The 25,462-nt window shown below is 67.0% G+C and carries 18 protein-coding genes; 16 read left to right on the top strand and 2 right to left on the bottom strand.

Annotated features, from left to right (window positions below):
- The gene (locus ACEU5R_RS11775; RefSeq protein WP_103274402.1) at positions 1-1,377 is read right to left on the bottom strand and encodes an MFS transporter; all 1,377 of its coding nucleotides are present in this window, start codon (positions 1,375-1,377) and stop codon (positions 1-3) included.
- A 194-nt stretch (positions 1,378-1,571) separates the two neighbouring features.
- Between ACEU5R_RS11775 and ACEU5R_RS11780 the strand changes: the two genes are divergently transcribed.
- On the top strand, positions 1,572-2,513 hold the full coding sequence (locus ACEU5R_RS11780) for a helix-turn-helix domain-containing protein (protein ID WP_392410299.1): 942 nt from the start codon (positions 1,572-1,574) through the stop codon (positions 2,511-2,513).
- Between the two features lie 75 nt (positions 2,514-2,588).
- Here the strand turns inward: ACEU5R_RS11780 and ACEU5R_RS11785 are convergent, their stop codons facing one another.
- Positions 2,589-3,200 (bottom strand): glutathione S-transferase, encoded by a 612-nt coding sequence (locus ACEU5R_RS11785; protein ID WP_103274400.1) that lies wholly within the window; start codon positions 3,198-3,200, stop codon positions 2,589-2,591.
- A 747-nt stretch (positions 3,201-3,947) separates the two neighbouring features.
- Between ACEU5R_RS11785 and ACEU5R_RS11790 the strand changes: the two genes are divergently transcribed.
- Genes ACEU5R_RS11790 through ACEU5R_RS11860 form a run of 15 tightly spaced genes read left to right on the top strand, consistent with a single transcriptional unit; the run spans position 3,948 to position 25,420 of the window.
- Positions 3,948-4,658, top strand: coding sequence for a hypothetical protein (locus ACEU5R_RS11790; protein ID WP_158658417.1), 711 nt, complete (start codon positions 3,948-3,950; stop codon positions 4,656-4,658).
- Positions 4,659-4,663: 5 nt separating this feature from the next.
- A complete protein-coding gene (locus tag ACEU5R_RS11795) occupies positions 4,664-6,352 on the top strand; it encodes a hypothetical protein (protein WP_392410300.1) in 1,689 nt (562 codons plus the stop codon).
- Entirely contained in the window at positions 6,333-7,289 is a 957-nt protein-coding gene (locus tag ACEU5R_RS11800; RefSeq protein WP_392410301.1) for a class 1 isoprenoid biosynthesis enzyme, read from the top strand. The genes ACEU5R_RS11795 and ACEU5R_RS11800 overlap by 20 nt, the downstream gene beginning before the upstream one ends.
- A gap of 15 nt (positions 7,290-7,304) precedes the next feature.
- Entirely contained in the window at positions 7,305-10,454 is a 3,150-nt protein-coding gene (locus ACEU5R_RS11805) for an SAM-dependent methyltransferase (RefSeq protein WP_103274396.1), read from the top strand.
- Between the two features lie 42 nt (positions 10,455-10,496).
- On the top strand, positions 10,497-10,832 hold the full coding sequence (locus tag ACEU5R_RS11810; RefSeq protein ID WP_158658416.1) for a hypothetical protein: 336 nt from the start codon (positions 10,497-10,499) through the stop codon (positions 10,830-10,832).
- Positions 10,829-11,632: a cupin-like domain-containing protein gene (locus tag ACEU5R_RS11815; protein ID WP_392410302.1), complete on the top strand. Its 804-nt coding sequence runs from the start codon at positions 10,829-10,831 to the stop codon at positions 11,630-11,632. The genes ACEU5R_RS11810 and ACEU5R_RS11815 overlap by 4 nt, the downstream gene beginning before the upstream one ends.
- Positions 11,629-13,659, top strand: coding sequence for an AMP-binding protein (locus ACEU5R_RS11820; RefSeq protein ID WP_158658415.1), 2,031 nt, complete (start codon positions 11,629-11,631; stop codon positions 13,657-13,659). Before ACEU5R_RS11815 ends, ACEU5R_RS11820 begins: the two co-directional genes overlap by 4 nt.
- On the top strand, positions 13,656-16,463 hold the full coding sequence (locus ACEU5R_RS11825; protein ID WP_392410303.1) for a phospholipase D-like domain-containing protein: 2,808 nt from the start codon (positions 13,656-13,658) through the stop codon (positions 16,461-16,463). The genes ACEU5R_RS11820 and ACEU5R_RS11825 overlap by 4 nt, the downstream gene beginning before the upstream one ends.
- 24 nt (positions 16,464-16,487) lie before the next feature.
- Positions 16,488-19,688: a PQQ-binding-like beta-propeller repeat protein gene (locus ACEU5R_RS11830; protein WP_392410304.1), complete on the top strand. Its 3,201-nt coding sequence runs from the start codon at positions 16,488-16,490 to the stop codon at positions 19,686-19,688.
- A complete protein-coding gene (locus ACEU5R_RS11835) occupies positions 19,675-21,513 on the top strand; it encodes a carbamoyltransferase (RefSeq protein WP_392410305.1) in 1,839 nt (612 codons plus the stop codon). Before ACEU5R_RS11830 ends, ACEU5R_RS11835 begins: the two co-directional genes overlap by 14 nt.
- Positions 21,510-22,187, top strand: a complete 678-nt coding sequence (locus ACEU5R_RS11840) for a glycosyltransferase family 25 protein (RefSeq protein WP_158658412.1) — start codon at positions 21,510-21,512, stop codon at positions 22,185-22,187. Before ACEU5R_RS11835 ends, ACEU5R_RS11840 begins: the two co-directional genes overlap by 4 nt.
- Positions 22,184-22,708, top strand: coding sequence for a hypothetical protein (locus ACEU5R_RS11845; protein WP_392410306.1), 525 nt, complete (start codon positions 22,184-22,186; stop codon positions 22,706-22,708). The genes ACEU5R_RS11840 and ACEU5R_RS11845 overlap by 4 nt, the downstream gene beginning before the upstream one ends.
- Positions 22,705-23,913 (top strand): cytochrome P450, encoded by a 1,209-nt coding sequence (locus tag ACEU5R_RS11850; protein WP_392410307.1) that lies wholly within the window; start codon positions 22,705-22,707, stop codon positions 23,911-23,913. The genes ACEU5R_RS11845 and ACEU5R_RS11850 overlap by 4 nt, the downstream gene beginning before the upstream one ends.
- A complete protein-coding gene (locus ACEU5R_RS11855; protein WP_103274387.1) occupies positions 23,910-24,911 on the top strand; it encodes a hypothetical protein in 1,002 nt (333 codons plus the stop codon). Before ACEU5R_RS11850 ends, ACEU5R_RS11855 begins: the two co-directional genes overlap by 4 nt.
- Positions 24,911-25,420: a hypothetical protein gene (locus tag ACEU5R_RS11860; protein ID WP_392410308.1), complete on the top strand. Its 510-nt coding sequence runs from the start codon at positions 24,911-24,913 to the stop codon at positions 25,418-25,420. The genes ACEU5R_RS11855 and ACEU5R_RS11860 overlap by 1 nt, the downstream gene beginning before the upstream one ends.
- Positions 25,421-25,462: the final 42 nt, after the last annotated feature.

Genomic DNA, 25,462 nt, shown 5'->3' on the forward strand with positions numbered 1-25,462 from the left:
TCAGGCGCCGTGACGGTCCTGGTGGGCGCGGTCCACCTCGTGCAGGGACACATTGCGGGTTTCCGACAGCACGGCCAGCGCCAGCAGGGACAGCACCACGGTGCCGGCCAGATAGGTCACGATGGGTCCGGTGCCGCCGTAGTCGCGCAGCAACAGGGTCGCGACCAGCGGCGCGATCGAACCGGCCACGATGGTCGCGATCTGGTAGCAGAACGATGCGCCGGCATAGCGCATCGAGGTCGGGAAGATCTCCGAGAAGTACGCCGCCTGCGGGCCGTAGCAGAGCGCCTGGAAGAACAGCCCCATGCAGATGACGCCGAGGATATGAACGTTCGAGCCCGAATCCAGGCCAGGGAAATACAGGAACGCCCAGACCAGCAAGCCGGCATAACCCAGCGCGATGCAGGCCTTGCGCCCGATGCGGTCGGACAGGTAGCCGCCGAACAGCATCGAGAAGAACTGGAAGATGTTCGCGATGAACATGATGAACATCACCGTCTGCGACGGCAGCTTGGCATGCACGGTGAGATAGGTGATGGAGAACACCACGATCACGTAATAGACCGTGTTCTCGCCCACCCGCAGCAGGATGCTGAAGAAGGTCTTGCCCGGATAGGCGGCCAGCGCGTCCTTGAGCGAGGCCGCCTTCTTGCGCGCCTCTTTCTGCCGGCGATAGGATTCCACGAAAATCGGCGCGTCCTCCACCGAACGGCGAATGTAATAGCCGACGAAAACGATGATCCCGGACAGCCAGAAGGCCACGCGCCAGCCCCAATCCAGGAAGGCCTCCTTGGACAGCAGCGAGGACAGGCCGAACAGCACGATCGAGGCCAGCACATTGCCGATGCAGGCCGCCGATTGCGGATAGCTGGCCCAATAGCCGCGCCGGTCGGGCGGCGAGTGTTCGGCGATCAGCAGCACCGCCCCGCCCCACTCCCCGCCCACGGCGAAGCCCTGGATGAAGCGCAGCAATACCAGCAGCGCCGGCGCCGCGAAGCCGATGGCCTGGAACCCGGGCAGGCATCCCATCAGGAAGGTGGAGGACCCCACCAGCAGCAAGCTGAATTGCAGCAGCTTCTTGCGGCCCAGCCGGTCGCCGAAATGGCCGAAGACGATGCCGCCCAGCGGCCGGGCGATGAAGCCGACGGCATAGGTCGCGAACGCGGCGATGATGGCGCTCAGGGGGCTGTCGACCTTGGGGAAGAACAGCGGCCCGAACACCAGGGTGCTGGCCACGCCGTAGATGAAGAACTCATACCACTCCGCGACCGTCCCGGCCATCGAGGCGGCCACGACTTTCTTGATTTCACTGTTGCCTGATTGCTGCGCGGTAATCCCGCCCGCCGGGGCGACGCCCGCGCTATTGCTGATGGCCATGCCGACCTCCTCCTGGTAACCGATTTCTTGTCTGTCTTGGGGAAAGCGCGAGCATCAAGCTTGATCGCGCTCAAGACATATGGAATAAAATCCACATAGGAGACGGGAGCGTATCGCCGGCCCCAGAGCCGAGTCTTGCATCAACGCGCAAGCGACTTGCGCCAGGCTGCAAAGACATCCTCCAGGAGAGACATATGCAGTTGGTTTTCGATGCCCGGCAGCATGCGCTGCCGCAACGGCGCGAGTTATGGCAGACGGCGCTGTGCAGCGCCTACATCGCGCTGGATGCGGAACTGCCGGGCACCAACGACTACCAGGGCAGCCTGAGCAAGGATGATTTCGGTCCGGTGTCGATCACCGACATCCGGCTGTCGCAACACGTGATCCGCCGGCGCAGGCAGCATCTGGCCCAGCTCGACAAGGACTGCTACTACCTGCAGATCCTGCAGAAAGGCCACGCGCAGCTCGTCCAGGGCAGGCACGAACTGCCGTCGAATCAGGCGGTCGCCGCGATGTTCTATTCCGGCGAGCCCTACGACCTGCAATGCCTGGCCGACATCCGCGCGCTCTATCTGGAGATCCCGCGTGAAAGCCTGAGAAGCCGCCTGGCGCGGCAGGATTTCCCCATCGCGGGCAACGTCGGCATCGGCAGCGGCGTCGGCAAGCTGGCCGCGCAGCTATGCGTCAACCTGGCGGCGGAAAGCCGCGCCATCACGCATGCCGACAAGGCCCGGCTGGGCGCCGAACTGCTCAACATCGTGGCGCTGGCGCTGGACCGCGACCCGGGTCCGGACACGGATGGCGACCCGCATCGGCAGGCGCGGCTGAGCCTGATCCAGTCCTGGATCGAGCAGCATCTGTCCGACCCTGAACTGTCGCTCGAAGCGATCGCCCGGCATCACAACATCTCGGTGCGCCTGCTGCATCATCTGTTCCGCCAGGAAGGTGAATCGCCCGCGGAATGGATCTGGAGCCGGCGGCTGCAGAAATGCCATGACCTGATCCGCTCGCCGCAGGAAATGCACCGCTCGATCACGGACATCGCCTACTCGCTGGGTTTCAGCAGCTCTTCGCATTTCAGCAATGCGTTCAAGGCCAGGTTCGGCATGCGGCCCAGCGAGGCGCGACGCGGCTAGGTTGAGCCGGGCGAGCCGTCCCGCCACGGCCTCATGGAAAATGGGCAGCCTGCCGGCGCGGCCGTCGTTCAAGCGCTAATCGTGCGGAAATGCCTGGAACACGGGCAAGGCTTCCGCTTGTGCCGACAGCTGCGCCAGTCCGGGATGGTTCCGGGCCTGGATGGCTCCTGGCAACAAGGCCTGCGTGAACCGCCACGCCACCGCCGCCGTCACGGCGAACTGGCCGACCTTCTTCAAGGGCAGCGTCGGCGTCCATGTCTTGTGCAAGGCGGTCTCGAGCGTCGCGTAGGCCGCGTCCAATTGGCCCTGCACACGGGCCACCCAGGGCTCGTGCTGCTTCTGCGCCGGACGCAGATTTCGTTCATAGACGATCTGCACCGTCTTCTCGCAAGCCGCCAATGCCAGCCCGATGACGGCCGTGGCCTGGCGCCGCTGCGCCAGGGAATCCGGCATCAGCGTGCGTCCGCTGGCATGCTCCGCATAGTCGATGATGAGCGTGGAATCCATCAGTACCGTGCCATCGTCCAACACCAGCGTGGGCGCCTTGACAACCGGATTGATGGCCTTGAATTCGTCGAAGGCGCTGAAGACGGATAGCGGCTGATGATCGAAATCGACGCCCAGCAGACGCAGCGATATGGCAGTGCGCCGTACATAGGGGGAATCCAGCATGCCGATGAGCTTCACGTTTTCTCCGAATGGTTGACAGCCTGGGGCGCCCCTGTGAATGGGCGGACGGCATCATCGCATATCAGCGTCGCGACGCGCCAGGTCTCAGCGTATTCCCACCTCCCCTTGCCTGCCTGAATGCGGAAACCCGATTATCTCGGCGCGCGTCCGCATATCCGATTTCATTCCAATTCATTGAAAATCCATAAATCAAAAAACCCCTAAGATCACATCCTCGCGGCGCAATGCGGCCAAGGCATCGGTACGTGCATATACTCGCCAGATTGCGAATCAGCCGGGCTGACCTATATTTTCAAAGCATGTATATGCCAATAATTGCACCCGCCCGCCGACGACCGAGGGACATGCGTTTCCTCTTGCTGCCCGGGACATTGCACGGGAATGTCAACGCGCCGAAGCGCACTCTGCTCTTCCGCCACATGACGGCAAGAATGCATGACTCAAATAATGGGCCATCCCGGCGCTGCACTCATGACAAAGCCTGGCTGATATAAATCGGCAATAAATCCGAAATACAGAAAACATATAAATGTCTACAGTCGCCTTTCCGCGATTCAGGGCATTCCCTAGCCGCCGATTATTTTCTCTTGCTAAATATTTTTCTTGCGAGCATTATCGGTGCCTCGTCGCAAATTCAGGCCATTATTCGATTGCTTCGGTATATAAAACCGAACGCTGTCCATTATTGCGCCCGACGTGCCCGTGACGATTCCAGAAGTCTCCCGCTTTCAAAAGAGCATGCCGATGAACGATACAAATTCGCAATCGACAGTGGGCCTCTTGAATGTCGATGCCGCCTCGGAACAGGATGATCGCTGGCTGTCCGGCTTGATGCGCGGGTGGACGCGCGCCATTGAGTTGCGCGACTGGAACGGGTTCAAACAGATGCTGAACCTGGACGAAATCTACTATTTCGGCCAGCCGACGCCGCTGGAAGATGCCGTACAGACGCTGCAGAACCAGTTCAAGAACGCCTGCGACATCGAAATCAACCAGCGCCAGATCGGCAACAAGATCCTGCGCGACGGCAGCCGTCGCATGTCCTTCGCCCTGGATCTGTACTGGACCGCGCTGCCGGACTGGCAGGAACGCCAGGAGCACATCGTCGTGCATGCCGTCCTGCGCGCCAGCCGGGCCACCTGGGTGGCCGAGCAGCTCGTCATCGACCGCAACCTGGATGTCGACGGGAATGCGCCGGTCGCGCGCGCCACCGCGCCCGGAGACATCCCGGAACCCATCAGCCCCCAGGCCGGACAGGCGCAATCCCAAGGGCATGGCGGCCCCGCGCTGGAAGCCGCCGTGGACGCGAAAGCGCTCTATTTCGTCAACCCGGACACTCGCCAGGCCGAGGCCGCCGCGCCCTCGCATCCGCCACCAGCGGGCAAATCACGTCACGTCGTGTACATGCCCGTCATCATCGACGGCGAAACACTGCAGGCCATCCTCGGATCCTGACCGCCATGCGCACCGCCACGGCCGCGCCGCATTGCGATGCCATCCATGCGGCGCATATCGCGCGCGTGACCGTCGAGACACTGGTCGGCCGCCCGCTCAGCCACGCCAACACCCCGTTCGTCGACGCCTGCCTGCGCAATCTCGGCATGCTGGCCGACCGGCTGGATGGCTTACGGGGCTCGCTGGCTGCGCCGCATGGCGCGCAGGCCGCCGACCTGGCGCGGCAGCTGCGGGCGGTGGCGCTCGCGCCGGGGCAGGACGCGATCCACGCCTGCGGGCACTACATACGCGAGTCCTTTGGCCTGTATGCCGGATTGATGCGCGTGGACCGGCCCCGCACCGATGCCCCTGCCGATCCGCTGCGCGGCATGCGCCCGCGCGCGATCGTCGTGGCCATCGGCCCGGGCCTGGGCATCGGCGACGAGATCAAGCTGCGGCCGCTTTTGCAGCGGCTGGAGCGGCACTTCGCCGTTCCGGCGGATGCGATGCACGTCTTTTCGTACTGCCCGGCCATCTGGCGCACCCTGCAGGGCGACTGGCGGACAGGTGATCTCGGCAGTCAGCCCATGGCGGCGTTCGATCGCCTTACGGCCTTGCGCGACGCCCATCCCGTGGCCGGCCAGGTGCTGATGGTCTTCTGCAACTTCCTGCGCCGCAACGGACTGCGCACCATGCTGCCCTACGAGGACTGGCACGACGTGCTGGACATCTCGGTCGGCTCGGGAGAGATCTCCATCCACCGTCACGGACAGCGCTCGGAGATGCACTGGTGCGGCATGGACCTGGATCATCCTTGCCTGAGCCGTGCGCTGCATCGGATGGGCAGCCACATCCTGCCGCGCGGCGATGCGCCGCTGTCCACGGCAGCGCCCTCGCCGGCCCGCCGGCCCTGGACGCGCGGCGCGCCTTTCCGAATGTTGATCAGTCCGTTCACGTCCAAGCGCTCGCCGCACACCGCCCACGACTGGGCCGAATGCGTTGCTGCCATGGCGCGCGCGCTGCCCGGACGGCGTCCGGTGCGCTGCACGGTGCTGCCCGGCCTGACGGCGGAGTGCCGCTCGCATGCGCAGGACATTGCCCGCCTGGTCAGCTATCGCCTGAACGGCCGTGGCCACGCCGAGCTTGCCCATCCCGACGGCCTGATGCTGACCGCGGACAACGCCATGGGCTACGTCGCCGGCGAACTGGCCAGGTCCGACCTGCTGCTCGGCATCGACACGTATACCGCCCACTTGGCGGCCGAGACAGGCACGCCCTCCATCGCCCTGTGCCTGGAACACAACCCGCGCTTCTGGGCGCCCTCCCCCTGGACGTTCTGGTTCAACCTCCAGACCGGGCCACAAAGCGTGATGCAGGCGGCCCGCGCCGTCACTCGCTTGCTGGATCCCGAAGCCCGCGCCGGCCTGCCCTTCGCCGGACTGGCGCACGCCGCGTCCACGCTGGCGCAATCCGGTGGCCTCGCCGCCGCCAACACGGTGGCGTTGCTGGATCAGGCTTGGCAGGCCCTGCCGCTCGGCGTGCAACGCGCGCTCGAACGGCTGGACGACCGCTATTCCTGGCCGTATCGGCGGCCGCGCTTGCAGGATCACAACTCGCCGCACGAACGGGACCTGCTGTCGCGTTCCAATTTCCTCAGGCTGCTCGGCCTGGCGGCCCCCTCTCTGTGGAGCAACGATGATCACGCTGCCCATTGATCTGCTGGACGCGACGGTGCGCACGCGCGCGGCCGCGCATGCCGAGCGCCACGGCGCGGGATTGCGGGATTTCCGCCTGCGCGTCGAGGCCCAGTTCCAGGTGGAAGTGGCGCGCACGCGCCAGGCGTTCTCGGCCGATGCCACACGCGCCGGCGCCGCCGCCTTCGTCCAGCATCTGGGCGGGTACGTCGGCTGGCTGGGATGGTCGAGCTGGTGCGCCAGCCATCTGGCCATGCCGTTGGGACTGAGCGGCGACGCCGACACGCGCCGCCTCGCGGCTGCCATGCTGGTCTATGCCGGCCCACGGGTCATGGACGACGCGCTGGACAACCACCACACCTATAAGGGCAAGCGCACCACCCTGGTCGGCGCGCTGGCCCAGAGCCACCCTCAGCTCGACGACGGCCAGCGCCGCGCCTATGCCATGCTGGCAGGCACCTGGATCATGCTGGCGGGCATCGAGCGCCTGCATCGCCATGCGGGAGAAGCGGCCGCGTTGACCACGCTCAGGATCTGCGAGCGGATTCCGCCCGGCATCCTGCTGGAGGGAATGGGCTCGGGTCAGGCCAACCTAGCCGAATACCAGGAAATCCTGCAGATGAAGTCGATCTGGTACGACGAGATCCTGTACCGCAACCTGCTGGACCCCTGCCCGACGCCGCTGCGCACGACCGTGCTTCAGGCCACCGCGCACCTGTCCCGACTGGCCCAGTACCTGAACGACATCGTCGACCATGACGCCGACGCGTCCGCCGGCCAGCCGAACCTTTGCACCTGGGTCTGCACGCCCGACGACATCCTGGATATCTGCGCGCAGGAAGTGTCGGCCATTCTGGCGCTGATGGAAGACCTGCCCGAGGAGGTTGGCGACGCATTGGCCGCCTCGTTGAACGATACCCATCGCGCCGCGCTACGCCTGAACGAAACCCAACCCTAGTCTCGGGAGCCGAGCATGTCCCTTGGATATCCTACCCGCAGCGAAGCCGATTCCGCGTGGATGGAACTGGCCCACCAGATCTATGCCGACATTCCGTCATTGAGCGACACCGCCGCCCGCGAACCGGCGACGGCGACCGGCGAGCTCACCATCATCGGATCCGGCATCGGCGTCATGGGCTTCACCCGCGACGCCGAGCAATACATCGACGACGCCGACCACGTGGTCTTCTGCGTGGCGGATCCCGCGACACAGGTCTGGCTGCGCGACCGGCGTCCCGACGCCATCGATCTATTCGCGCTCTACGACGACCGCAAGCCGCGCTATCACACCTACATGCAGATGACCGAGGCCATGCTGTACCACGTGCGGCGTGGCAGGCGCGTGGCCGCGGTGTTCTATGGCCACCCGGGCATCTTCGTGCTGTCGACGCACCGCGCCGTGGCGATCGCGCGGCGCGAAGGGCATCGCGCGCAGTTGCGGCCCGGCGTCTCGGCGCTGGACTGGCTCTGCGCCGACCTGGGGATCGACCCCGCCTACCCCGGCATGCAGACCTTCGAGGCCACCGACATGCTGTTGCGCCGGCGCGCCATCGACCCCGGCTCGCACGTGGTCCTGTGGCAGGTCGGCCTGATCGCCGAGATGGGATTTCGCCGCCGCGGCTTTCACAATCGCCGCTTCGACTATCTGGTCGAGTATCTGCGCGGCTACTACAAGCCCGATCACAAGATCGTGCACTACATCGCGTCCCGCTATCCGACCCTGCCGCCGGTAATCGAGCGCTACACACTGGACGAGCTCCTGAATCCGGAGGTTCACGCCCTGATCACCGGCATCTCCACGTTCTATGTTCCGCCGGCGCAGGCGCGCGCCGTGGACGTGGACTTTGCCCGCGAAGTCGGCCTGATCCAGCCAGGCCAGCATGTCGGCAAGCCGCGCCTGTCGCGCCCGCTGGACCGCTACGGCCCGCGCGAAATGCGCGCCATCGCGGCGCTCAAGGACTTCCGCCCGCCGGCCGACTATCACTTCCAGACCGACACGGCAGCGGCCCGCTTCCTGCTGGCCCTGTCCGAACAGCCCGAACTGCGCCGGCGCTTCGAGGCCAATCCCGAGCACGCCCTGGCCTCGTTTCCCGGTCTCAGCGCGGAAGAACGCAAGCAGCTGGCCAGCCGCCGCACCGCGCGCACGCAGCGGGCCGCGCGCGGCGCCGCCGTCAGCATCTCCCCCGGCGAGCAGTTCGTGATCGACCTGGAGACCAAGCCCGCCGTCGCCAACCAATGGATGCAACTGCTGAACACGGCCGTCAAGGCCAGTCCCAAGAACTGGCAGCCGGTCGAGGACTGGCTGTCGCAGAATTACCAGGGCCTGGCCCTGTCCGATGTGTCCGACGCGGTCGCCAGCACCCAGGCCTGGCTGCTGCTGATGTGGAACGGCGTCTACGCGACCAGCGGCAACCAGCCCCAGGCCTTGTTCGTGATGGCCGGCGCGCCGGGAGACGGCGTGGATACCAGCACCGTGACCAGCGGCACGGTCTATCTCAATGCCTCGCCGCTGTTCAAGGTGTCGTTCTCCGGCGGCCAGCTGACCTTCAGCCAGAAGGACGGCAATCCCTGCAATGGCTCGCTGACCTTCGCCAATCCGGGCGCCTCCACGCCGCAATCGGTGTCTGGCATGCTCTGGCAGGACAGCCAGGGCAAGCCCGCGTCGAACAACTTCACGGCCACGCTGCAACCGCTGCCCAGCAATCCGCTGTCTGTCTGGACCGGCGAGTACACCACCGTGTACACGGACAATCAACAGGCGGGGCCAGGGGTCGCGGTCTTTCTGCCGTCCACGGCCAATCCGTCTCCGGCACTCTACATCGACGGCCAGGAGATCAGCGGCACCACCTTCGTCAACCCGACCATCACGTGGTCGGGAGGACAGCTCAGCTTCGCGCTGAACGCCAGCACCACCGGCGCCCTGACCGTGAGCGGCAACATTGCCGGACGCCCCATCACCGGCAACACGGTGGCCAGCAGCGCGACGGGCTTCGCGGGCCAGTACGCGACCCAGCTCGTGGTGTCCGTCAAGGGCGCGAACGTATGGCAGCCGTTCTATCAGCTGGGTTTCACGGCGCCGGCCAGCGGTTCCACGACCTGCACGGCCTGGCTTGGCGCGCAGTCCTTCACCGCCCAGTTCTCCAACCGCCAGCTGACCTGGAGCAACGGCCCCTCGCAGATCCCGAACGGCCAGCTGTCGCTATCGGTGAACGCGCTGACCAATGCCGCCTGCTTTGTCGGGGTTACCTGGGCCAACGGCGCCACCAAGCCCACGTCGCCGAACTTCCAGGGCATCGCCTCGGCCAATTCCCCGGCCAACTTCGTCGGCAACTACAACACCACGCTGGACCAGCAGCCTGCACAGGTCCTGAGCATCGGCGGCGATCCCAATAGCATCCAGGTGACCTACGGCTCGGAGAAAGTGACCTACAGCTTCTTCACGGGTCAGTTGAGCGGCACCACGCCCAGCGGCTTGAAGCTGAACGCCGTATTCAAGTACGTGACCCAGGGATCGCACACCCCGCCGCAGTACGTCACGGCCTTCACCGGCACGCAGACCGTCAACAGCGCCCAGCACCAATGGGACTCCAGCCAGCTCAGCAACGACGCCCAGCAATGGCTGGGTACGTACAGCACGTTCCTGGTCGACGCCGGCAACGGCAGTCTGACCGCGGGCGGGCCGACGCTGACGCTCTCGGGGACCGCCAGCGCCTTCACCGTGCAGATCACCGTGAACGGGTCCACCACGACGCTGCAGAATCCGAAGTACCAGACCACCGGCAACACGCTGTACTGGTCGGGGGAGAACGTCAGCGGCGACAGCAGCTACAACAACGGCGCCATCTCGTTCTACCTCGATCCGCGCAAGCAGCAGCGCGCCTTCAAGGGAATCTTCTACGCCAACAAGCCCGCGCCGACCGCGATCAACTGGTATGGCACGCCCGCGGGCAACACCCCCAACCCGCCCTCGCCCGGCTTCCCGTGGTGGGGCTACCTGCTGATCGGCCTGGGCATCGGCGCCCTGGGCGTGGGCGGACTGTTGCTGTGGCGCGCCCGGGTGAGCGGCTACCAGCGGCTCGCGACCGACGACAGCATCGAAATGTGGGAAAAGAAATGCCAATGACGCCCGCCCGCCCCTAATCTGACTCATAGCCCGGACACTGACATGGCGAACACTCGACTGTTGGAAGGCGGTACCTGCCAGGACCTGGAAGACGATTTCGACGAACAATCCGAAGAATTCGACAATGCCTCGGACGATGCCAGCCTGAACAATCCAGAGGAGCTGGACATCGGCGACGATGTCGAGATTCCCGACGATCCCAACGTGGACGTCGACGTGGACGCCGATGTCGAGGCGGACATCGAGACCGAGGTCGACGTCGATGTCGACGTCGATGTCACGCTCGAAATGTTCCTGGAGGAGGATCTGGAACGCACCGAACCCGGCATCGACTTCGTGACCGGCGCGGAGGGACTGGACGGGGACGAACGTCCATGAGCGCCTATCCGGCCAAGATCCAGCGGCTGATGCGGACCTGGCGGGGCCCCTTCGACAGGGTCGAGATCCTGGAGCGCGCGCATACGCCGGACGAGGACATTCTCGCGCACTTCAACGGCGCGGCCCGGCCCGTCGTGGTGCGCGGCTACCTGGCCGGCACCCCGCTGGCCGGCATCACCTTCGAGGACGTGCGGGCCAGGGCGGGCGCGCTCATGCTCGACCCGCGCTGGAAGCCCTCGCACATCTACAACACCATCGACAGCAGCGCCAATGACGCGCGGATCAGCCTGGACGACTATCTCGCCGCCGCTGTCCTGGGCGAGACGGTGCGCCAGGATCTCTATGTCCGATTCCGGAACCTGCGGGTGCCGCTGGAGTTCCGCAACGCGCTGGGCTTGCTGCGGCCGGCCTTCCTGCGTCCGCACGAGGTGCACCTGCCCTGCATCTGGATGGGCGCGGCGGGCTCGTGCTCCAACCTGCACACCGACCCGCAGGACAATTTCGTGCTGTGCGTCATCGGCCACAAGCGCTTCTGGCTGCATCCGCCCAGCGCGCTGCCGGACATCCAGGCCGAATCGGTGATGGGCAGCGCGTTCCTGCGCAGTCCGCTTGATCCCCGCGAGGCCGGCCATCCGGTGCCCACCGTGGCCCTGGATCTGTACCCCGGCGACCTGCTGCTCTTGCCCATGGGCTGGGCCCACTTCGTCGAATGCCTGGCGCCTGCCTTTACCTACAACTACTGGCTCGACCCGCGCGAAACGCCGTTCTTCGAGCGAGCCAGCACCGGGACGCGGCAATGAACCCAACACAGTCGCTGGACGCCCTGCTGGACTGGCGCGCAGAGAACCAACCCGATCTGCCCGCATTCGCCTTCATGGACAGCCGGCTCGACATCGTCGACACCGACAGCTACGCCACCCTGGCCCTCGCGGCCAGCCGGGTCGCCGCCGCCTTGCGCGCCGCTGGCGTGGCGCCGGGTGCGCCGGTGATCCTGGCCTGCGCGCCGGGCCTGGATTTCGTCCGCGCGTTCTACGGCATCCTGCGCGCCGGCGCGGTGGCGCTGCCCACGCAGCCGCCGACCGAGAAGAACGCCATCGCCAGGCTGGAGCACGTGGCCGCCGGCAGCGCGGCCACCTGGGGCATCGCCACCCGGGCGACGCTGGCCACGCGGGATCCGGCACTGCAGCCGGCATCGCTGCGCTGGCTGGCGGTGGAGGATTGCCTGGCCGGCCCGCCCGATGCCGGCCCGTCCGGCAACCGGCCGGACGCCATCGCGATCCATCAATACAGTTCCGGCACGGTCGGCGTGCCGCATGGCGTGCGGATTTCCCATCGCAACCTGTTGCACAACAGCGAGCTGATCCGTCGCGCGTTCGTGCATACCTCCAAGCAGCGCGGACTGGTCTGGCTGCCGCCCTATCACGACATGGGCCTGATCGGCGGCATCGTGCAGCCGCTGTACGCCGGCTTTCGCACGACGCTGATGGCGCCGCGCACTTTCCTGCGCTCGCCGCTGAACTGGCTGCGCGCGATCACGATGACCGGCGCGACCACCTCGGGCGGCCCCAACTTCGCCTACGAGTCCTGCCTGGCGGCCTCCGACGACGAGATCGAGCGCGCGAACCTGGACCTGAGCCGCTGGCTGGTCGCCTTCAATGGCGCGGAAACCGTCAACCCGGCCACGCTGCGGCAGTTCGCCACCCGGTTCCGCCGCTTTGGCTTCCGCATGGCGTCCTTCACCAGCTGCTACGGCCTGGCTGAGGCGACCCTGATCGTTTCGGCCAGCAGCCATCTGCACAAGCCGTCCCTGCTGGACGTGGACCGCAACGCTCTGGCCGCCGGCCAGATCCGGCTGACGACCAAAGCCGACCGCGAACACCGCAGGTTGGTCGGACTGGGCACGCCCTTGCAGGCGGTGCGCGTCATCAAGCAGGATGGCAGCGAGGCGTCGCCCTATGACGTGGGCGAGATATGGGTGGCCGGCGACAGCGTCGCCGAACCCGTGGGCGACGAGGATTCCGCCTTCCACGCACAGTTGCCGGACGATCCGGCCCAGTACGTCAGAACGGGCGACCTGGGCTTCGTCTACAAGGGCGAACTCTATGTGGTGGGCCGCAGCAAGGCCATCGTCATCGTGCGCGGCCGCAATCATCACGCCGAGGACATGGAAGCCAGCTGCCGGGCGCTGGAGCCGGCACTGGCGCAGATGGGCGCGGCCGCCTTCGGCGACGACGAGGCCGGCATCGCGGTGGTGCTGGAAGTCCCCCGCCGGCATCCCGACATGCCGGGCCTGCTGGAACGGGTTCGCGGCGCGCTGGCCGAGCAGCACGGCATCGCCGTCGACGAGGTCGTGCTGGTGCGCGAACGCAGCCTGGCGCGCACGCCCAGCGGCAAGATCCGGCGCAGCGCCGTGGCGGCCGCGCACCGGGCCGGACGCCTGAGCCCGCTGTCGTCCTGGCGCGCGCACTGCCAGGAAACGTCGCGCACCCGCCCGCCCCTGCCTGCCATGCCGGCCCTCGCCAGCCTGCCGCGCGAGACGGCCCTGGCGCAGATCCGCGACTGGCTGGCCGCGCTGCTGGCCGCGGAACTGAACATGCAGAAGGCGGACATCAATCCGGACACCCATTTCGGCGTGTACGGGCTGGATTCGTTCGCCGCGGTCAACCTCGCCATGCACATCGGGGATCAATCCCGCGTCGATCTGGAGGCCACCTTGTTCTGGGACTATCCCAATTGCACGATGCTGTCCGAGTTCCTGGTGGACCCGGCGCGGTTGGGGGCCGCCGAGCTGGCCGACGCCGCCCTGGCGACGGGAGCCGAGGCATGACGGCCCCCATCAATGTTCTGGCCATCGGCGACAACCGGGGCAACCTGGCGTTCGCCGACAGCGCCACCGGCGCCGTCCTGGGCACGGTCACACTGTCGCGCGGATACCTGTCCGCGCCCGGACTCGCCTGGAACGGCATACTCTACGCCGGGGAAAGCACCACCCAGTCGACGACGCTGCTGCACGCTTACGACCCCGCCGTGTCGCCGGTCGCCGACGGCTGGGCCAACACCGTATCGGTGAGCGGCAGCGTGGATGCCACGCCGGTGGTCATGGACGGCGTCCTGTGGTTCGCCACCAGCCAGGGCAACCTGATCAGCGTCAGCAGCCCGCAAAGCGCGTCGCCCGTGCTGGGCACGCCTGTCTATGTCTGCGGCAGCACGGCGCCGGGCAAGGTGTCGGCCCTGCTGTCGACGGGAGACCATCGCACGCTGGTGCTGGTCACCGCCAAGGGTCTGTTCGGCGCGGCCGTGTCCGGCACGACGGCAACGGTGCTGTGGTCCACCCTGGGCGGGGTGGACCTGACGGTCGTGGCTCCCGCGCTGCTTGGCAACCAGCTGTTCGTGGCTTCGGGGTCGACGCTGTATGAGGTGACACTGGCGCCCAACGGCATACAAGCGCCCAAGGCCATCGAAGCCGAAGCCGCCATCGGCGTGCTGATCCCGTTGGACCAGGACCGCCTGCTGATGGGTAGCGTGAATGGCGCATACGTGCTGCTTGATACCGTAAATGAACAGAGCCTGGGCCGCTTCACCCTGTCCAGCAGCGCGGGCGCGGTGCCGTGGACGCGAGAACTCGGCCACAGCCTGCTGTCGTTCGCGACCAATGGCACGCTCACGCTCAATACGGTCAGTGTCGATCCCGACGGCACGCTGGACCCGACCCTGGCGTGGCACATGACCAGTCTCTCCAGCTTCATATCGCCACCCGTGCGGATTGGCGGGCTGGTCGCCGGCATAGGGACGGACGGCAAGCTCTACACCTACGATCTGCAGTCGCAAAACACGGTGCTGTCCGGCGCGGCCGTGCTGGCCAGCGGCGCTTCCTCGGCCGCGATGACCGCCATGGAAGTGATCCAGCGACCGAACAGCGCCAGCGTGACTTTCCTGCTCGACGGCGAAGAGTACTTCCCGACGATGCGCAACGTCTTGATCGCGGTGCTCAACGGGTCCTTCGCCACGCCGGCCAGCCTGCCCGCCGATGTCTCGTTCGAGGGCCTGATCAAGGCCATCGGCAGCGCCGGCCACAACGCCTACGTCATGATGTGGAACACATCCATCGCGTATGCGATGACCGACATCGGCAACTGGGCCAACACACAGATCGCCACGACGCTGGGCGCGGTGCTCTTCCAGAAGCTGTTCGATACCAACGGCGCATTCAAGGGCGACCATCGCTTGAACGCCCAGACCGCGCTGGGTCTCAAGGGGGCATCGAATGTGTCCGTCTACCTGGAAAACTACCAGGCGCAATGGCCGAACTGGTATCCCCTGCCTGCCGAACTCGGCTCGAACCACCAGAAGATCGTGATCGCCAGCGTCAACGGCACGCGCATCGCCCTGGTATCCGGCTTCAATACGATCACGCCCTCGTACTACGACAGCAAGGCCCACACCATGCTGGACCAGGGCGGCAACTACGACGGCGCCAGCTGGCACGATACCGGCCTGGCCCTGACCGGCCCCGCCGTCGATCTGATCGAAGCCGAATTCGACCGCCGCTGGTCCAAGGCCAACAGCAAGCCCGCGCCGTCCGGCAATACCTATGTCAAGGTGGCCAACTGGATGATCGCGCGCAACTCCATCATCGGCCCGGCCGGCACCCCGCCGCCGTATGTCTCGCCGCTGCCCTCGACCCCGCAGGTGCCCGCGCAAGTGGCCATCACCTGCAACGAACGGATGGACTTGAGCGGTTCGGCCTCCAAGCTCCAGGCGCTGCTGACGGACGTGCACCAAATCCTGGATCAGCTGATCGTCAACATCAACAAGGCCACGTCCTACATCTACTTCGAGAACTTCACCTTCACGTCCTCCGAGATCGTGGCGGCGCTGGCGGCCAGGCTGATCTCCCAGCCGGCCAGCTTCCGCGTCATCGTCATGGTGCCTCATCCGACCGTGAGCGAGTACCGCGACGACTTCACAATCGAACAGGGACAGTTGAAACTGATCCGCTATGCCTATGCCGCGCTGAAGCTCGCTTCGCAGGACTGGGACTACTACGCGCTGCAGGCCGGCGACATCATCACGAGTCAGGACACCACCTCGCTGAACTTCGATCCGCGCGGCATCGAATACACCACCGTGACCTTCACCAAGGGAGGGACAACGCGCCGGGTATGGATACACGAGGTCTGGAACATCCACGACAGCGCGACGCAACCGCAGGTCTGTTTCTGCTCCCCGGCGCGCTACTTCGCCACACCGCCGTCCGACACGGGCAAGGCGCTCCAGGGCCAGCCGGCCAACTACCGCGGCATCTACGTGCATTCCAAGCTCGCCCTGTTCGATGACCGCGTCGCGGTGGTGGGCAGCGCCAATTTCTCGCCCCGCAGCCTGCGCATGGACGGCGAAATGAGCGTCTTCATCAATGATTCCGCGACCGCCCTGGGCATCCGCCAGCGCCTGTTCCAGCACTGGGGCATGACGACGCCCTCGGCCTGGTGGAACGACGCCAACAGCTATGCGACAACCACGACGAACAGCGTTGGCGTGCTGCCGCTGCGCTACAGCGCGCTGCCCCAGAAGCCGGTCAGCTACACCTGGTCGTTCCTGACGACCTTTGTCGACCCCTCCCAATTCCTATGAGCCCCGCCGCTTGAAGGAGCGCCCGTGCCAATCGCATTCATCGGTGGGACCACGCGGCAGCAAGCCGTGCTGAATGCCGCGGCGGCCTTGCTGACCGACGCGCTGGGCTCGGCCACGACCTTGCCCGCCTCGCCCGCCTTGCAGGCCCTGTTCGGCGCCGGCACGTCGCCGGCCACCGTCAATGGCAACTACGCCGCCGTGCTCGCCCGGATCGGCGCGTTGACCATCACCTTTGACCTGACCAAGCCGCTGTCGGTGCAGATGATGGACGGCATCTGCATGCAGATCGTCAATTCCACCACCACGACCGCCACCGCCCAGGTCCTGGACGCCTGCTGGCAGCAGGTGTATCTGGATTCCGCGTCCGGCACCATCGCGCTGGCGGCATCGTTGATGCATGAGTTGGGCGTGGCATATGCCGGACTGCTCGATTTCGAGGGATCCTCCAGCCTGTCGGGCGCCCAGGCCCTGGCGGCCAGCGATCCGGCATCCGCCTCGGTCAGCGCGATGAACTACGTACAGGCGCTGTACCCGCTGCTGGAACTGCCGCCGCCACCGCCAGCCCCCGGCGGCATCGCGATCCCGACCGTCGGCACGCTGCTGAACTTCTATCAGACGGTCGACGGCAGCGTGCTCCCGGGCATGGCTCCGCTGGTGCAATCTCCAGTGACCGCGCCACCGCTGGGATACGGCCGCCTGGCGATGTTTGGCGAAAGCGGCGCGCAGATGTCCGCGCTGCATGCCTACGATACCTACCAGGGCCAGGACCTGTGGCCCTACAGCGCGCCCATCGTCAGCGGCCCGGTGGACGCGACGCCGGTCGCCACCGGCAACACGGTGTGGTTCTGCACCGGCCAGGGAAACCTGGTCTCGGTGGACATGACCAACCCCGCCACGCCCGGGGTCCAGTCCGCGCTCACCTTCATGAACGCCGCCTCGCAATCGAAGGTGACCGCCACCCTGCTGGGCGGCGATGGCGCGACGCTGTACGCGGTATCCAGCATGGGCGTCTATGCGCTGACGCTGGGTTCGCAACCCGCCATCAAGTGGAGCGCGCGCACCAGCACCGACTTCTCCGCGTGCGGCGCCACGCTGGCCGCCGGCCTGCCCTTGGCCGCTGCCGGCAGCACGCTCTACGGCTTCAAGGCCGACGGCTCCAGCTGGACGCTCGCGCGGCCCGCCGCCGTCACCCTGCTGGTCAGCCCCGGATCCGGACAGGCGCTGCTCAATGGCCAGGGCGACAGCTTCGACGTGGTGGATACCGCCACCAAGGCCGTCGCCGCCAATGTGGTCCCCCCCGGCATCACCGGCATCGATTTCTCCAAAGTGCTGCTGGTGGGCGACCGGCTCGTCGTGCCAGCGCGCTCGGGCCAGCTGGCGGTGTATGCCTGGACCTTCATCGACCTGCCCGGCACCTGGTGGCAGTGCTGGTCCGTGACCTTGTCGCAGCCGCTCTCGGCCACGCCGACGTTGTGGGGCACGACGCTGATGGCGCAGGACGGCGCGGGCAATCTGTCGGCCTTCGATCTGTACACTGGCGCGCGGCGCTGGCGGCAGACCGGCACCGCGACCGCCAGCGCCGCCCTGGGCGCCAGCGCGATGGTGAACGAAGCCGACGCGGCGCTCTATCCCCAGGGCAATTTTGCCGGCACGCCCGCGCTGGTCAGCGCCCTGCCCTCGCCCCTGCCCGCCATCGCCAGCGCCATGCCCGGGCCGTCCGGCTCCTACGCGCTGCCCAGCGCCTCGGGCACGACCGGCGGCGAGATCTACCTGCCCAGCGCCGCGCTGGCCTTGTCCCCGGCGCCGACCGCGATCGCCGGCTGGGGCCCGGACCAGGTCGGCGCCCTGCTGACCCAGCAAAGCCTGCCCTACAACGGCGTGACCACGCGCGCCTGGGTCAGGGCCGCCACAATCAACTGCCTGGGCACCTGGTTCGTGCGCGACAGCGCCAACGCCGTGTTTGGTCCCAACGTGGCGATGATCGACTTCAACGGCAGCTCGCTGCCGCTGGCCTCCAGCGTGACGGCGGTGGTGGCCGTCGGCGGCAATGGCTCGCCGGTGCCCGCGGGCGTGCAGACCGCCCTGGCCATGTCCGGTTCCACCGCCCAGGACACTTTCCAGCTCTATCCGGGCGATCTGGACTTCACCGAACGGGTCAACATCAACGCCGCCACGCTGGCCCAGGCCCAGGCCACGCTGGGCACGATCGTGCGCAGCCGGGGGATGACGACGCCCAATGTCCCCGGCATCCTGGCGCAGCTGGTCGAGCTGAAGTTCGGCATCTACCCCTATCCCTTCCAGGCCTCGGGCAGCAGCGAGGTCGGCCCCAAGGGCGCGCCCATCGCCTGGACTCCGGCCCAGATCACGGCCGGCCAGATCACGGGCACGCGCACGGACACCGGGCAGTCCGCCACCATTGCCTGGGCCGACGTCAGCAGCAATCCGGGCTGGATCAAGTTCGACTGGATCTTCTCGAACCCGTCTCAGCAGATCGTGATGAACACCAGCAACGTGCTCGACCCGACCTGGCAGGATCCGGTGGGCAACATCACCACCATGGACGGCGCCCAGGACGCCTTCCTCCAGGAGATCTACCTGGACACCCGCCAGGAATCGCTGGTGGCGAGCCTGTACGCCGCGATCGGCGCCGACCTGCGCGCGTACTACCTGGCGCAGCTGGCGCTGGAAGTGAAGAAGTTCGGCACGCCGGGCAAGGCCAAGTACAACCTGGGCAAGGTCGCCAAGCGCCTCTACAACCTGACCCGCATGTCCGGACGGCTGCTGGACGCCGTCTATCTGCAAAGCCTTTTCTCGGCGCCGATCGCGCTGGTCTACCAGATATGGAGCCGCATCAAGGGCGTGGGCGAGGCCGCCACCGAAACCTCCATTCCGGTGGCTCAGATCAGCGCCCAGACCCAGGCGCTGCTGACGGCCTTGCAGGCGCAGCAGGGCCTGGACGCCACCTCCAGGCAACAAGTCGCGACAGACCTGCAAGCCATCATCACGGCGCTGGCCGCCAATCCGCTGCCTTCCAATTTCGACGCCTTGATCGACAAATGCCAGCTTGACTGCCTGACCTGGGTCAATTCGGTCTTCAACTCCATGCTGCGGGCCAATGCCGGCCTGCAGGCCTACATCGATTCGCTGGTGGCCCAGAGCGTCACCGCCGGCGACGTCGCCCGCAGCCATCCACGCATCTACGAGGGTCCCGATGACTGGTCCTGAAACCACGCCCGATACGCCCCGGCACAGCGCGGCAAACGTGCTGGGCCTTTGCTCCACCGGCCATGGCGCCGCCGCGGCCCTGGTCTCCGCCCGCCACGGGGTGCGCGCCCTGACGCTGGACCGCTACACCGGCTGCAAGCATTCGCTGCTGTTCAGCCGGCGCGAGCTGACCGACATCCACAGCGGCGAGTCCGACGTGGACCACGCCATCCGCGACGCGCTCGACTATTCATTCAACGGCTTTCCGCCGTCATTCATCTCCGAGGACGCGCTGCTGCCATTCGTGCGCCACCTGCTCGGCGGCCTGCCGCTGGGGCCGGAAGACATCGACATGATCGTCACCGCCGACTGCCACTTCGCCTTCAACTGGGGACGCGTCGGCACGCTGCTGGAATGCCTGTTCCCCAATGCCGAGGTCGTGCGCGGCCTGGAACACCACCAGATCCATCAATGGCAGGCTTACCTGCCCAGTCCGTTCGAGCGCGCCGCCGTGCTGACCGCCGACGAGAGCGGCGAGGATCTGGGGCGCATGGACGAATCGCGGATCGCCATGACCCTGAGCCATGCGCATGGCCTGAGCATGGAGGTCTTGCAGGAACACCTGCATCCCGGTAGCAGCCCCGGACTGCTGTACGCCGAATTCTCGCGCCATCTGGGGTTCTACGCGGGCGACGAAGGCAAGACCATGGGCCTGGCTTCCTATGGCCGCGACACGCTCTACCGCAAGCTGCGGCCGGCGCTCGGACTGCACGAGGACGGCTCGTTCTCCTTCCCGCCGGCGGCCGAATACCTGCCCCAGGTCGCGCGCTACGCGCCACGCCGCGAGGATGGCGCGCTGCTGCCCGGGCATGCCGACATCGCTTTCGCGATCCAGCGCATGATCGAGGAGATCATGCTCAACGCGGCCGGCGCGCTGCGCCGCCGCCTGCCGGACGTGGACGCCATCTGCCTGGCCGGCGGCGTGGCGCTGAACAGCTGCGCGAATCAGCGCATCGCCGACGAGGCGGGTTTTCGCCAGCTCTACATCGCGCCCAACCCCGGCGACAACGGCCATGCGCTGGCCTGCGCGCTGTATGGCGCCCAAATCCTGGCGGGACATCCGCGCGCGCCGGTGGCCACCGACTACCTCGGCCCGCCCGCCGAGACCTCGCAGGCGCTGGAACGCACGCTGGCCGACCACGGCATCTCGACGCGCCAGGCCAGCGCGCAAGACATCGCGGCCCTGCTGGCCGAGGGCCGCATCCTGGGTCTGTTCCAGCATGGTTCAGAGCACGGGCCGCGCGCCCTGGGCAATCGCAGCATCCTGGCCGACCCGCGCAGCCCGGCCATGACCCATATCGTGAACGCCCGCATCAAGCATCGCGAACTGTTCCGGCCGTTCGCCCCGGTGGTCCTCTACGAGCAGGCGCGGCAATGGTTTGACCTGGGCGAGGCCGGCGATGACGAAAGCCCGTTCATGCTGCGCGTGTTCCCCGTCCGGGAAGCGCTGCGGGACCAGCTCGGCGCCATCACGCACGTGGATGGCACCGCGCGCGTGCAGACGCTGCGCCGTGAACACAATCCGTGGCTGTACGAGATCATCGAGGCGTTCGGCGCGCTCACCGGCGTGCCGGTGCTGCTGAACACGTCGTTCAATCTGGCGGGCAAGCCCATCGTCGAGACCGCCGCCGACGCGATCGAATGCTATCAGTCCTGCGGCATGGATGGCCTGCTGCTCGGGCAGCGGCTGACGCTCAAGCCGCAAGCCACGGCCCACCCGGATCCGCAGGCGTCCGAGGAATTCGACGAGCTGCAGCGGCTGGTGTCGCACCTGAGAGCCGCATGATGGCGGGCCATTTGGGGCTGCCCTGCGGCGTCTATTGCATCAGCCTGCCGCGCAGCGGTGCGCGCCGCCGGCATATGGAAAGGCAATTCGGCCGCCTGGGCTGGCCGGCGACCTTCGTCGACGCGGTGGAAGGCGCGGATCTCGACCTCGACGCCATGCGAGGCGCCGGCGAGCTGCATCCGCAGAATGAAGGACTGTCCGGCCCCATGTCGCACGCGGAAGTGGGCTGCGCGCTGTCCCATGCCCACGTCTGGCGCATGCTGTGCCAGTCCGACCGGCGCTATGGACTGGTGTGCGAAGACGACCTCGTGCTGCCGCCCTCGCTGGATCTGTGGACGCTGCTGCGCGGGCTTCCTGGCGATGGCGACCTGGTCTACCTGCATTATCTCAACGACGAGACGCTGGCCTCGATCCGGCCCGCCTTCAATCCCGAGCGGGACACGCCCGTTCGCCGGGCTGGCGCCCTGTCGGTCTACGAGGCCTGGTCCTGTGGCGGCGCCAGCTGCTATCTGGTGACCCAGCGCGGCGCCCGCAAGCTGCTGGAACATCTGCGCGGCATGCGCTATCCCAGCGACGGCTTGCTGGCCAGGCTGACCGCCAGCGGCCAGCTGCGCGCCTACGCGCTCTGGCCACGGCCGGTGGCCATCCACCCCTTCGAGTCAACCATCCGATGACGACCCTGGACGCCCCGGTGGCCCACGCGGGCAGCGATGCGCTGTCGCCACAATTGCGCGCGCTCGCCGCCCGCCTGGTGGGCGCCGCGCCCACCGACATGACCGACGTGGTCCGCTCCCTGCGCGCGCAGGCGCCGGTGCCCGCCGCGCGGGCCTTCCGCTGCCGGCTGGAACCGCAACTGTGGCGCGATATCGGCGCCCTGGCGAGCGGACAGGACCGCATCACGGCGCTGGCCCTGGTCGACCTCGCCAGGGCCATGCTGGCGCTGGACCCGCACGCCCGAGAACGCACGCGCACCTACAGCCGGCGCTGGCGCATCCAATCCTCGGAAGACCTGCGCGCCATGCTCGCGCGCATCGACAGCGTGGCGGAAGCGGCGATCTACCTGGCCAGCTTCAAGCCCCGCGGGCTGATCGTCACGCTGCCGTTCGGACTGGCCGCCGAGATCCTGCTGCGGGCGCACGGCGAACGGCCGCGCGACGATGGCGCCCTGCTCGACTGGCTGGAGAACGGATCATGAATGACATGCGCTTCAACCCCTTTGCCAAGAATTTCTCGGCCGCGCCCTATGCCCACTACCGGGACTTGCGCGAGCAGGATCCCGTGCACAGGAGCGCCATGGGCATCTGGGTGCTGACCCGCTATGCGGAAGTCAGCCAAGTCTTGCGCGATCCTTCATACAGCTCGGAAGTCTCGCGCTGGCCCGGTTTTGCCCAGCGCTACCGCTCGCGCCCCGGCGTGGCGTGGCTGCTCACGCACTCCGTGCTGAATCGCGACGAGCCGGATCACAAGCCGCTGCGGCGGGCCATCATCCAGGCGTTCAGCCCGGCCAGCGAAGGACGCCTGGCGCGGATGATCGACGACATCCTGGAACAGCGGCTGAACGCGCTGGACGGCGACCAGGATTTCGATGCCGTCGGCGACTTCGCGCTGCCCGTGCCCGTCAGCACGGTCTGCCGCGTATTCGATGTCGCCTCCGCCGACCAGGCCCAGGTCAAGGCCTGGTCCAACCAGGTGGCCTCCTTGATCGAACCGCTGCCCGCGGCCCCGGTGCTCGGTGATGCCGCGGCCGGCATCGCCGCGTTCAAGGAATATCTGCGCGAGAAAATGGAATGCCCCGAGGATGCCGGACTGGCGGGCGATCTGATGCGTTCCATGCAGGAGCATCCCGTCGGGCTCGAGGACGCGCTGGCCAATCTGGTGCTTATGTTCCCCGCCGGACATGAGACCACCGTCAATCTCATCGGCAACGGCCTGCTGTTGCTGCTGCGCCATCCCGAGCAGCGACGCCTGCTGCGGGAGCAGCCCGATCTCTGGCCCAAGGCCATCGAGGAAATATTGCGTGTCGAATCGCCCCAGCAGATCGCCTGGCGGGTGGCGACGCAGGACCACGAACTGGCGGGCAAGCGGATTGCCGCCGGCGACCAGCTCATGCTGGTGCTGGGCGCGGCCAACCGGGATCCCGAGGTCTTCGAGGATCCCGAGCGCTTCGACATCACCCGCACGAACAACAGGCACGTGGCCTTCGGCCTGGGACGCCATGCCTGCCTGGGCGGCTGGTTTGCCCGCATGCAGGGCCAGCGCGCGCTGCAGGCCATCGTCGCGCGCTTTCCCCGCCTGTCGCTGGCGGGCGCGCCGCTCTGGCATCCCACGGTCAGCTTCCACGGTCTGCGGCATCTGCCGGTGACGCGGGCTCCCGCCTTCCCCAACGGAGGACAGCAATGAAGCGCTTGCGCGTGCTCATCATGACCGGCTTCGAAACCCTGACGGGCTTCATGCTGCCCATGGAACACCGCTCCATCGTCTGGGGGCTGGACGAGCAGAACATCGAATGGCACCTGTACAACCCCTGGAACCCGCTGCCCCGGCTCGACCGCTATGACGCGATGTACGTCTCGGTCTACCGATACTACAACCGCAACTATGTCTACTACGGCGCGCGCCGGGAAGCGGAACTGCTGGCCCGCGGCTTTCCCGTCATAGGCACTGTCGAGAACGCGCACAGCCTGCATTCCTTCTACCTGAGCCGCTGGGCCGATGCCGGCATCGAATGCGCGAAGTACCAGCATTTCTCGGCCTTCGAGGACATCACCGACCTGACGTACCCGCTGGTGCTGCGGCGCGACGGCATGCATCGGGGGTCGGGCATGTATCTGGCGCGCACGCCCGAGGACGCGCAGCGCACCATCGAGACCCAGCGCCGGCTCGCCCTGCAGACCTATCCGGACGCGAAGGGCATGCTGCCCCTGAATCTCGCCATCGAGTTCGTCGAGACCGAGCGCTCCGGGCTCTACTTCCACAAATTCCGCAGCTATGTCGTGGACGATGAGGTGATTCCCGCCCACTTCATGCGCTCGATATCCGCCTTCGTCAACTACAAGGATGCGGCCCTGTGGGCGCAGACCTGCTCGATGGACGAGGTGTTCCGCCTGGAGGGCGAGCCGCATCCGGAACGCGTGTTGGCGGCGGCACGGGCGGTGGGCCTGGACATCATCGCGCTGGACTACAGCCGCCTGCCCGACGGGCGCTACGTCTTCTGGGAAGGCAATCGGGTGCGCGCGACCGCCGGCGACTCGCACGTGGCCTGGCTGGGCATCCGCGACACCGACATGCGCTACGGCGCCTCGGTCGCCCGCCTCATCCGGCGCCGTGCCCGCCAAGCCGACCCGGCCAGGCCGGCCGTGCCGTTCGCACAACCGGCCGCCGCCAGCTTCCTGCGCTGATGGACACGCCGCCGCCGGAGGCGCTGGCTCTGTTGCGCGAACTGCGCAGCGCCTTCATCCACGGTGACTGGACGGCCTTGCGCGCCACGTTCGCGCATGCGCAGTTCAGCATCAAGGGCAGCGCGACCACGGTCGAATCGTTCCAGCGCTTCCTGCATGTCCGCCGGTTCGTGCTGACGGATCTGGTGCTGGAACGCGTGCTGGACCTGCGGGCGCGGGACGATGCGCTGGTCCTGACCGGCCGCTACGCCCTGATCGGGCAACGCGGCACGCAAGCCAGCCGCGACGGCATCATTTGCGACGCCACCCTGTCGCTGGCCCGCAGCGGCGCCCTATGGCTGGTGACCAGCCTGCATGCGGTCTGTCCGCCCGAACGCGCCCTCTGGCACAACCGGCCGAATGCCGAAGCCCCCATCGACTACGCCGACGCGTCGGCCAGCGATGGCGATGCCCTGGCCGCCCAGGGCATCGTTGCCGGCTGCCCGTGGCGCTGGCGGGCGGATGCATGATGCTCAGTGCGCCTCGCGCCCGCCAGCCCTGGGGCGCTCAAG

It is taken from the genome of Achromobacter sp. 413638 (assembly GCF_043119405.1).
GTDB lineage: Bacteria > Pseudomonadota > Gammaproteobacteria > Burkholderiales > Burkholderiaceae_B > Achromobacter.

Excerpts from the sequence above, each read along its gene's own strand:
- ACEU5R_RS11800 (WP_392410301.1), top strand. The coding sequence starts at position 6,333 with ATGATCACGCTGCCCATTGATCTGCTGGACGCGACGGTGCGCACGCGC.
- ACEU5R_RS11775 (WP_103274402.1), bottom strand. The coding sequence starts at position 1,377 with ATGGCCATCAGCAATAGCGCGGGCGTCGCCCCGGCGGGCGGGATTACC.
- ACEU5R_RS11845 (WP_392410306.1), top strand. The coding sequence starts at position 22,184 with ATGACGACCCTGGACGCCCCGGTGGCCCACGCGGGCAGCGATGCGCTG.
- ACEU5R_RS11860 (WP_392410308.1), top strand. The coding sequence starts at position 24,911 with ATGGACACGCCGCCGCCGGAGGCGCTGGCTCTGTTGCGCGAACTGCGC.
- ACEU5R_RS11810 (WP_158658416.1), top strand. The coding sequence starts at position 10,497 with ATGGCGAACACTCGACTGTTGGAAGGCGGTACCTGCCAGGACCTGGAA.
- ACEU5R_RS11825 (WP_392410303.1), top strand. The coding sequence starts at position 13,656 with ATGACGGCCCCCATCAATGTTCTGGCCATCGGCGACAACCGGGGCAAC.
- ACEU5R_RS11840 (WP_158658412.1), top strand. The coding sequence starts at position 21,510 with ATGATGGCGGGCCATTTGGGGCTGCCCTGCGGCGTCTATTGCATCAGC.
- ACEU5R_RS11835 (WP_392410305.1), top strand. The coding sequence starts at position 19,675 with ATGACTGGTCCTGAAACCACGCCCGATACGCCCCGGCACAGCGCGGCA.
- ACEU5R_RS11780 (WP_392410299.1), top strand. The coding sequence starts at position 1,572 with ATGCAGTTGGTTTTCGATGCCCGGCAGCATGCGCTGCCGCAACGGCGC.
- ACEU5R_RS11795 (WP_392410300.1), top strand. The coding sequence starts at position 4,664 with ATGCGCACCGCCACGGCCGCGCCGCATTGCGATGCCATCCATGCGGCG.
- ACEU5R_RS11815 (WP_392410302.1), top strand. The coding sequence starts at position 10,829 with ATGAGCGCCTATCCGGCCAAGATCCAGCGGCTGATGCGGACCTGGCGG.
- ACEU5R_RS11850 (WP_392410307.1), top strand. The coding sequence starts at position 22,705 with ATGAATGACATGCGCTTCAACCCCTTTGCCAAGAATTTCTCGGCCGCG.
- ACEU5R_RS11805 (WP_103274396.1), top strand. The coding sequence starts at position 7,305 with ATGTCCCTTGGATATCCTACCCGCAGCGAAGCCGATTCCGCGTGGATG.
- ACEU5R_RS11790 (WP_158658417.1), top strand. The coding sequence starts at position 3,948 with ATGAACGATACAAATTCGCAATCGACAGTGGGCCTCTTGAATGTCGAT.
- ACEU5R_RS11855 (WP_103274387.1), top strand. The coding sequence starts at position 23,910 with ATGAAGCGCTTGCGCGTGCTCATCATGACCGGCTTCGAAACCCTGACG.
- ACEU5R_RS11820 (WP_158658415.1), top strand. The coding sequence starts at position 11,629 with ATGAACCCAACACAGTCGCTGGACGCCCTGCTGGACTGGCGCGCAGAG.